This window comes from Ideonella sp. FW305-24, assembly GCF_058788035.1.
The window spans coordinates 581108-589763 of the sequence record NZ_JBYTAI010000004.1; the positions used below are offsets into that span (position 1 = coordinate 581108).

The following is an 8656-nucleotide window of genomic DNA, read 5'->3' on the forward strand; positions in this document are numbered from 1 at the left end:
GCAGCACCGGCCGTCAGGCCGGGTCGGTGAAGCTGGGCTCCGAAGGCTCGGGCGTCTCGACATCGCGCACCCAGCCTTCGTTCTCCAGCTTCAGGTGCTGGATCGCGATCGCGTTGGCATTGGCGTCGAGATCAGGCAGGGCCTGGAACTCGGAGACCCAGGCGCGGAATACCTTGTAGGCGATCGCCAGCTGGCCGGTCTCGTTGTAGACCTCGATGATCACGTCCTTGCGGAAGTCCTTCAGCGAGCTTTCAGAACCCAGCCCGGCACCGAAGTTCCAGACCTTGTTGGCCCACTGCTCGAACTCCTTGTCGTGCGTGACGCCACGCTCCAGCGTGATGGCCTCGAACTCGGTCCGGCCGGGGGATTTGCGGCTGCTGCTGGGGTCGCCGCCATCGCGGTGCTTGACGACTTCGGTCGTGCGCTTGAGAGCGCTCACCTTGCTCACGCCAGCGACGTACTTGCCGTCCCACTTGACCCTGAACTTGAAGTTCTTGTAGGGGTCGAATCGCTGGGCGTTGACGGTGAACTGTGCCATGGTCGGCTCCTTGATCGCGAGGGTGTTGTCAGGCCTTTAGACGTCGATCTGGCCGGCCATCTGCTGCAGCTTGATGATCACGAACTCGGCCGGCTTCAGCGGTGCGAAGCCGACGACGACGTTCACGATGCCGAGGTTGATGTCGTTTTGCGTCGTCGTGTCCTTGTCGCACTTGACGAAGTACGCGTCACGCGGCGAGCTGCCCTGGAACGCGCCCTGACGGAACAGGTTGTGCATGAAGGCGCCGGCGTTGAGTCGGATCTGCGCCCACAGCGGTTCGTCGTTGGGCTCGAACACCACCCACTGCAGCCCGCGGTACAGGCTCTCTTCGATGTACAGCGCGGTGCGCCGCACAGGGATGTACTTGTACTCGTCGGCCAGCAGGTCGGCGCCGCGCATCGTGCGCGCACCCCAGGCCACGCTGCCGATGATCGGGAAAGTGCGCAGGCAGTTCACGCCCAGCGGGTTGAGCTGGCCGTTCTCTTCGTTGGTCAGGCTGACCGACAGGCCTTGCGCGCCCGAGATCGCCGCGTCCACGCCCGCCGGGGCTTTCCACACGCCGCGGTTGGTATCGGTACGGGCCATCAGGCCGGCGATCGCGCCGCTGGGTGCGAAGGTGTCGAGTTGGCCGTCGCGCTTCGGGTCGGGTTGCCGCAGGCGTGGGAAGAACAGCGCCGCATTGCGCGCCCGCTCACCGGTCAGGCCCAGCGCGGTCAATGCCGCGTTGTTGTTGGTGACGATGTCATTGGCCGAGTCCCAGGCCACGGGCGGGTCGACGATCAGCATCGCGCGGCGCTGCGTGCAGAAGTCGAGCGCGCTGCTGTAGACGGCCGATGCAGTGTCGCCTTCGCGCGTGTCCGGCGGGATGCTCATCAGGTTGAACAGGTCGGTCTTCTTCAGCGCGAACAGGCCCGTCTTGTCCGCTTCACTGCCTTGGTAGGCAGCAATGTCCAGCGGGTCGCTGTCGCTGGCCATTCCGGCGGCGACCACTGGGGTTGATGCGGTGTCGTCGTTCCAGATCGTCTTGCCGGGGCCTGGGTCACCGTGCTTGGGCGGCACAGTGGTGCCCGGCAGCGTGGTCGTGCTGGCCACGCGCAACAGGGCCGATTCGTTCAGCAGCACGCGGTCGATGCGGCGTGGGCTTTCCTTGACGGTAACGTTGAGAAAGGTCTCCAACGCACCGCTGCCGCTGCGCACGGTGAGGTTGAACAGGTCTGCCGCGACCAGGCCGTAGCGCGCCGCCACGTCGGCCGAGACCTTGTCGTCGATGCGCACCCGCAGCCCGTTGCCCCAGCTGCCGCGCGAGGCGGCGACGAGGTCGAGGTTGGTCAGCGTGATATTGGCCGCGTCGTTGACGCCGACACCGCTCTTCTTCTTGTACAGCCGCACGATCACTGCCCGGGCGCCACCGTTCTGGAAGAAGTCGCGCACCGCATAACTCAGCGGGTACAGGGGGTCGAGGCTGCCGAACTGGCGCTCGAAATCACCAAAGGTGTTGATCAACATCGGCTCGTCGGTGCCCATCGCGGCGCGGCCCACGAACGCGGTGATCGAGGTGGCGACACCGGCGATGGTGCGCACGCCACTGGGCAACTCCTCGACGTACACCCCGGGGAATGAAACTGCAACTGGCATGTTGGGCTCCTCGCGCTGTGGGCCATACCGATGATTCCGTGCCTGCCGCTCGCATCAGCATGTGCAGACGCGGATGTGATTTCAGGTAGCTGAATGTGCCAGTGCTTGCCGGTCTGGACATCCCCAATTTGGCTGAGAGAGGCTCTTCAAATTAGGGGCACTCACCCTGACGGCAGAGGGGTGGATTGGCGCGAGTGCTGGAGCCGCGGCACCGTGGCCCGCCACTTCAGGCAATCGTTGGACAAGAGTGACCCCATTGGGGCGATTGGCTGGCTTGACGTGACGGGCGACTACCCCTGAGTGATGTTCGTCTCCTGTCAGGGAGGCAGGGGAGGGCTTGCCACCTTGCGGTAGCGAGAGGCGATGTGGCGGCGTTCCCATGCACTTTTGGGATCTGCCTTCATGAACGGAAGGTGGGTTGCTGGGCTTCGCAGGCCCTTGGACGATTCACAATGGCGGCCCTGTTGCCTTGCCTTGTCTGACCCTGCCTGCCACCTTGCCGTGCCGAACCTGACACTCCTGCCTTCCTGGTCCCGTGGCCTGCTGCTTGCGGCCGGCCTGTTCGCGGTGATGGCCGCCGCGGCTCAACCGGTCGACTCTCCCACGCTGCGCAAGATCCGCGACGCAGGCGTCATCACGCTCGGCCACCGCGTCGCCTCGGCGCCGTTTTCCTACCTCGACGGCAAGCGCCAGCCCATCGGCTACTCGATGGACATCTGCCAGAAGGTGGTCGATGCGGTGCGGGTGCGGCTGGCGATGCCGGACCTGGAGGTGCGACCCATCGTTGTCAGCTCGGCCACCCGCATTCCGCTGGTCGCCAACGGCACGGTGGACCTGGAATGCGGCATCACCACCAACACGGCGGAGCGCGGCAAGAGCGTGTCGTTTTCGGTCACGACCTTTGTCGCCGCCAGCCGCCTGCTGGCGCGCAAGTCGGACCACATCCGGACGCTGGATGACCTGCGCGGCAAGCCGGTGGTTTCCACGCTGGCCACCACCAGCCTGATCTTCCTGAACGCGGTGAACCAGTCGCGTGGGCTGGACATGAAGATCCTCGCCGGCCTGGACGACATCGAGGCCTTCCGCCAGTTGCTCAACGGCCGCGCCATCGCCTATGCGATGGACGACGTGCTGCTGCACAGCATGCTGGCCGATGCGCCCGATGCCGCGAACTACCAGATCGCCGACGACGCGCTGACCACCGAGCCGTATGCCATCGGCCTGAAGCGCGACGACCCTGTCTTCAAGCAACTGGTGGACGGCGTGATCGTCGAGCTGTTCAAGAGCGGCGAGATCCAGGCGATCTACCGCAAATGGTTCGAGTCGCCCATCCCGCCCAAGGGCACCAACCTGCACCTGCCCATGAGCGACTCGCTCAAGCGCGCGATCCAGCATCCGACGGACGCCAGCGACCCGCGGCTGTACCGCTGAGCTTCGGCGCTAGAAGATCGAGCGCCCGCTCAGCGTCGTGAACAGCTCCAGCGCCAGCAGGCCGGCGTGCGAGTTGCCAGAGTGTTCCAGCGCGGGCGACCAGACGCAGACGCCGCATTCGCCCGGCACGAGGGCGACGATGCCGCCGCCCACGCCGCTCTTGGCCGGCAGGCCGACGCGGAAGGCGAAGTCGCCGGCGGCGTCGTAGGTACCGCAGGTCAGCATCAGGGCCGACAGGCGCTTGGCCGCGCTGGCCGACAGCACCTGCTCGCCGTTCCAGGGATTGACGCCGCGGTTGGCCAGGAAGGCTACCGCGCGCGCCAGTTCCACGCAGCTCATCTCGATCGCGCAGTGCTTGCAGTAGGCGTCCAGCACCTGGTCCACCGGGTTGCGCAGGTTGCCGAAGTTCTTCATGAAGTGGGCCATCGCCGCGTTGCGGTCGGAGGTGCCTCTTTCCGACCGGGCGACGCGCCGGTCGTAGTGGATCTCCTTGCTGTCGCAGAGCTGCCGGGCAAATTCGACCACGGCATTTTCCGGCACCGCGAAATTGGTGCACAGCATGTCGGTGATGACCAGCGCGCCGGCGTTGATGAACGGGTTGCGCGGTTTGCCGGATTCGCTTTCCAGCTGCACCAGTGAGTTGAACGGCGTGCCCGAAGGTTCGCGGCCCACGCGCTGCCACAAAGCGTCCCCTTGGCGCTGGAAGGCCAGCACCAGCGCGAACAGCTTGGAAATGCTCTGGATCGAGAAGCGCGTCTGGGCGTGGCCCACGGTGTGCACCTTGCCGTCCAGCGTCACCACGGCCATGCCGAACTGGTCCGGGGGCACGTCGGCCAGTTCGGGGATGTAGCTGGCCACCGTGCCGCGGCCGATCTCCGGCAGCACGGCCTGGTGCACTCGGTGCAGCAGCGCGTCGTAGTCCCTGATGTCGGTCATGGGTGGCTCAGCGGTAGCGCTCGGGGTCGATGCCATGGCGGTGCAGCTTGTCGTACAGCGTCTTCTTGGCAATGCCCAGCTGCTGCATCACGTCCTGCATGCGGCCGTGGCAGCGGCGCAGCGCCTCGTCGATCAAGGCTTTCTCGACCAGGTCCATCTGCTGGGCCAGCGGCGTGGGCGCAGCGTCTTCGGTGCCGGCGGTGAGGTTGACTGCGCCGGCTTCGAGCACGAAGCGGTCGGCCGCATTGCGCATCTCGCGCACATTGCCGGGCCACGAATGCGCCATCAGCTCGCGCAGGTGCTCGGGGCGGCGTTCGGGCGTGGGCAGGCCGTAGCGGGCGCTGGCGAGTTCCACGAAGTGCTCGAACAGCAGCGGGATGTCTTCGCGCCGTTCGCGCAGCGGCGGCAGCTTCAGCACCGCCACGTTGAGCCGGTAGTACAGGTCCGCGCGGAACTTGCCTTGCTGGCTGAGCTGCAGCAGGTCTTCCTTGGTGGCGGCCACCACGCGCACGTTGACCGGCAGCTCCTCGTTCGAACCCAGGCGCTGGATCTTGCGTTCCTGCAGGATGCGCAGCAGCTTGATCTGCATGCTCACCGGCATGGACTCGATCTCGTCGAGCAGCAAGGTGCCGCCGTTGGCATGCTCGATCTTGCCGATGCGGCGCTTGGCGGCCGAGGTGAAGGCGCCGGGCTCGTGGCCGAACAGCTCGCTGTCCAGCAGCGTCTCGGGCAGGCCGCCGCAGTTGATGGCGACGAAGTTGCGGTCGTGGCGCGGGCTGTGCTCGTGCAGGCAGCGCGCCACCAGTTCCTTGCCGGTGCCGGTTTCGCCATGCACCATCACATCGGCCGAGGTCGGCGCCAGCCGCAGGATCAGCCGGCGCACGTCCTGCATCACCTGCGAGCGGCCCAGCAGCACCGACTCCACGCTGCTGCGCTGCGCGAGCTGCGCGCGCAACTCGTCCAGCGCGACCTGCAGCTGGCGCTTTTCCAGCGCGCGCATGGCGGTGTCCACGAAACGCTCCGGCGCGAACGGCTTCTCGATGAAGTCGTAGGCGCCGGCGCGCATGGCGCCGACCGCCATCGAGATGTCGCCATGCGCGGTGACCACGACGACCGGCATGCCGGCGTCGATCGCGCGGATGCGCTCGAGCAGTTGCAGCCCGGTCATGCCGGGCAGGCGCACGTCGGTGATGACGATGGCGGGCATCTGCGCGCTGATGTGCGGCAGCGCCAGCTCGGCCGAGCCGAAGGCCTGCACTTCCAGCCCGGACAACTCCAGCGTCTGGACCAGGCTGGCGCGCACGGGCGGATCGTCCTCGATGAAGAGGACCCTGAAACCTTCAAACATGTGTTTCCTCGGAAGCTGCGGTGGTGGTCGCCGCGTCCAGCTCGAACTCGAAGCGCATGCCGCCATCCGGCCCGTCGCCGCGCACCCCGCGCAGGCTGCCGCCCAGCTCGTGCACGATCTTCGACGAGATCACCAGGCCGAGGCCCAGGCCCTGGCCGGCCGGCTTGGTGGTGTAGAACGGCTCGAACAGGCGCTGCAGGCTGGCTTCGTCCATGCCCGTGCCGCTGTCCTCGACCTGCACCAGCACGCGCGTGCCATGTTGCTCGGCACTGATGCGCAGGCGGCGCTGCGGGCTGCCCGCCATGGCGTCCAGTGCGTTGCCGGCCAGGTTCAGCAGCACCTGCTCCAGTCGGTGCGTGTCGGCCCGCACCATCAGCGAATCGGCCACGTCCATGCGCAGCACCACCGGCTCGGCATGCAGCCTGTGGTCCAGCATCAGCAGCACGTTGCGCACCGCGCTGGCCAGTGGCACAGCCTCCAGCGACAGCGACTCCTTGCGCGCGAAGCCCTTGAGCTGGTTGACGATGCGGCCCATGCGCTCTGTCATCTCGTCGATCAGCTTGAGGTTGTTGGCCACGTCGCGCGGGCGGCCGTTGTCCAGCAGCTGGATGGCGTTGCGCGAGAGCGCGCGCAGGGCGGTCAGCGGCTGGTTGATCTCGTGCGAAATGCCGGCCGACATCTGGCCCAGCAGCGCGAGCTTGCTGGCCTGCGTGGCCGCATCTTCGGCCTGCTGGCGCTGGCTGATCTGGTTGATCAGCTCTTCGTTGGCACCGCGCAGCTGGGCGGTGCGCTCGTCCACCTGGCGCTCCAGTTGGTCGTTGGCCTGCTGCAGTGCATTGCGGGCCTGGAAGATCTGTCGCAGTGCGCGGCGGCGGTGCTGCGCATAGAGCAGCAGCAGCCCCAGCACCGCGCCACCGGCCGCGCCGCCCCAGGCGGCCAGGCGCGCCTGGCGCCACACCGGCGACGGGTCGGACAGGGCGATCAGCCGCGCGGCCAGCGGCACGATGGGTTTTTCCTGCGCCAGGAACTGGCCGGGCAGCGTGTCTTCATGGCCGGGCACGCGCACCAGCCGCACGGCCGGCTCGACCTCACGCGTGACCTGCAGGTCCAGCGGCGTCAGCGAGGCCGCGGCGTAGCGGCTCCAGCCGGGGCCGGACGCGGCAGGGGCCGCGGGCTGCGGGCTGGGGGCGCCGCGCGGCGTGATCGGCAACTGCGTGGTGTTGGCCAGCGTGCGGTACTTCCAGGCCGGCACCGAGGACATGACCACGACCTCGTTTTCATCGACCACCATCAGCCGCTCGCTCTGCGAACGCAGGCCCAGGTCGATCCACGTGGCTTCCAGTGGCGCCAGGTTCACGCGCACCAGCACCTGGCCCAGCGTCTGGCCGGCGCGGCGCACCGGTTGTGCGAAGTAGTAGTCGGTGCTGCCGTCGGAGTCGTTGGCGGCGAAGAAGTCGGCCGTGCCTTCCTTCAAGGCATTGGCCAGTCCTGTGGACGGCCGGCCCTCGCTGCCGCTGGCGCTCTGGTAGCGGTTGCTGGTGGCCAGCACTTCCTGCTGCGGCGAGGTGACGACGATCAGGTTGGCGCCGGCCCGCACGCCAATGCGCGCCAGCACGCGGCTGGCACGGTCCTGCAGCGAGGCATCGCTGGGCTGCGCGAGCAGGGCCTGCACATCATCTTCAGCGGCAATCAGGCTGGGCAGGAAGGCATAACGCGCCAGCTCGGCTTCGAGCGTGGCGGCGTACAGCTCCAGCCGCTCGTTGGCCACGGCCGCTTGTTGCGACAGGCCGGCGCGCTCGCTGAGCTGGTAACCGGCCAGTGCGCCGCCGACGATGGGCAGCAAAGCCAGCAGCCCGATGAGCAGCGGCTGCCAGCGGCGAGGCCAGCGCGGGGCAGGGGGCAAAAGAAGGGCCGGCTCTGACATCAGGGTGCGTAGTGTGCCCAAAGCCGCGCCTGTTTCGGCCGTTGGCAAAGCGCTTTCGCGGGCCTTTTCTGCGTCTTTCCATTCCGTGCTTCAGCCGGGCATCCTGCCGAGTGCGGAAACCCGCCCCGGGGGCCAAAACCCGCGTATGGAAAACCGCCCATGGCCTGCACTCGGCCCGTGCGCCGGTGCACAGCAGACGGGCGCGAGCAGGGCTTGGGCGATGGCTTTCAGCTGCAAAGCCTCATGGTTTGCCCGAACCAATGTGGTGCTGGGTATAAGTTGGCACACGCCGTGCAAAAGAGCCCTGTCGCTGCAGAAGTTGCGACTGCTTTTTCGCCTAGAGGTTTTCGATGGACATATTCGTACAACAGCTCATCAACGGCCTGGTGTTGGGGAGCATGTATGCGCTGGTGGCGCTGGGGTACACGATGGTGTACGGGATCATCAGCCTGATCAACTTCGCGCACGGCGAGGTGCTGATGGTCGGTGCGATGGTTTCGTGGACGGTCGTCACCGCCCTGGCCGGCACGGGACTGCCCGGCTGGGTCCTGCTGCTGATCTCGCTGGTGTGCGCCATCGTCGCCTGCTCGGCGCTGAACTTCGCCATCGAGAAGATCGCCTACCGGCCGCTGCGCAACGCACCGCGCCTGGCCCCGCTGATCACCGCCATGGGCATGAGCCTGCTGTTGCAGACCCTGGCCATGATCATCTGGAAACCCAACCCCAAGCCCTACCCGCCGCTGCTGCCCACCGACGTGCTGTTCCTCTGGGCCGAAGGCCCCGTCATCACCTACAGCCAGATCCTCATCCTGGGCACCACCGTCGTCGTGCTGGCCGCCTTGCT

At 67.0% G+C, this 8656-nt stretch carries 7 protein-coding genes; 2 read left to right on the forward strand and 5 right to left on the reverse strand.

From position 1 onward, the window contains the following. Positions 1 to 13: 13 nt before the first annotated feature. Both AC3WR5_RS14570 and AC3WR5_RS14575 read right to left on the reverse strand, forming a co-directional pair. Complete coding sequence (locus tag AC3WR5_RS14570; RefSeq protein WP_141288251.1) at positions 14 to 538, reverse strand: phage tail protein; 525 nt, start codon at positions 536 to 538, stop codon at positions 14 to 16. 36 nt (positions 539 to 574) lie between these two features. Continuing rightward, positions 575 to 2173 carry a phage tail sheath family protein gene (locus AC3WR5_RS14575; RefSeq protein ID WP_141288250.1) on the reverse strand — a complete coding sequence of 533 codons (1599 nt, stop codon included), beginning with the start codon at positions 2171 to 2173 and terminating at the stop codon, positions 575 to 577. A 501-nt stretch (positions 2174 to 2674) separates the two neighbouring features. Here AC3WR5_RS14575 and AC3WR5_RS14580 point away from each other — a divergent pair. Further along, entirely contained in the window at positions 2675 to 3604 is a 930-nt protein-coding gene (locus tag AC3WR5_RS14580; protein WP_492485470.1) for a transporter substrate-binding domain-containing protein, read from the forward strand. A gap of 9 nt (positions 3605 to 3613) precedes the next feature. Here AC3WR5_RS14580 and AC3WR5_RS14585 read toward each other — a convergent pair whose 3' ends face one another. The 3 genes from AC3WR5_RS14585 to AC3WR5_RS14595 are packed head-to-tail and all read right to left on the reverse strand — an operon-like array spanning position 3614 to position 7791. Further along, positions 3614 to 4540, reverse strand: coding sequence for a glutaminase (locus AC3WR5_RS14585; RefSeq protein WP_492485472.1), 927 nt, complete (start codon positions 4538 to 4540; stop codon positions 3614 to 3616). Positions 4541 to 4547: 7 nt separating this feature from the next. Continuing rightward, complete coding sequence (locus tag AC3WR5_RS14590; RefSeq protein WP_492485474.1) at positions 4548 to 5888, reverse strand: sigma-54-dependent transcriptional regulator; 1341 nt, start codon at positions 5886 to 5888, stop codon at positions 4548 to 4550. Continuing rightward, entirely contained in the window at positions 5881 to 7791 is a 1911-nt protein-coding gene (locus AC3WR5_RS14595; RefSeq protein ID WP_492485476.1) for a sensor histidine kinase, read from the reverse strand. The genes AC3WR5_RS14590 and AC3WR5_RS14595 overlap by 8 nt, the downstream gene beginning before the upstream one ends. Before the next feature lie 371 nt (positions 7792 to 8162). Between AC3WR5_RS14595 and AC3WR5_RS14600 the strand changes: the two genes are divergently transcribed. Next, positions 8163 to 8656 (forward strand): branched-chain amino acid ABC transporter permease (locus tag AC3WR5_RS14600; protein WP_492485478.1); only part of this gene is annotated, 494 nt, incomplete at its 3' end.

Excerpts from the sequence above, each read along its gene's own strand:
- AC3WR5_RS14570 (WP_141288251.1), bottom strand. The coding sequence starts at position 538 with ATGGCACAGTTCACCGTCAACGCCCAGCGATTCGACCCCTACAAGAAC.
- AC3WR5_RS14575 (WP_141288250.1), bottom strand. The coding sequence starts at position 2,173 with ATGCCAGTTGCAGTTTCATTCCCCGGGGTGTACGTCGAGGAGTTGCCC.
- AC3WR5_RS14585 (WP_492485472.1), bottom strand. The coding sequence starts at position 4,540 with ATGACCGACATCAGGGACTACGACGCGCTGCTGCACCGAGTGCACCAG.
- AC3WR5_RS14590 (WP_492485474.1), bottom strand. The coding sequence starts at position 5,888 with ATGTTTGAAGGTTTCAGGGTCCTCTTCATCGAGGACGATCCGCCCGTG.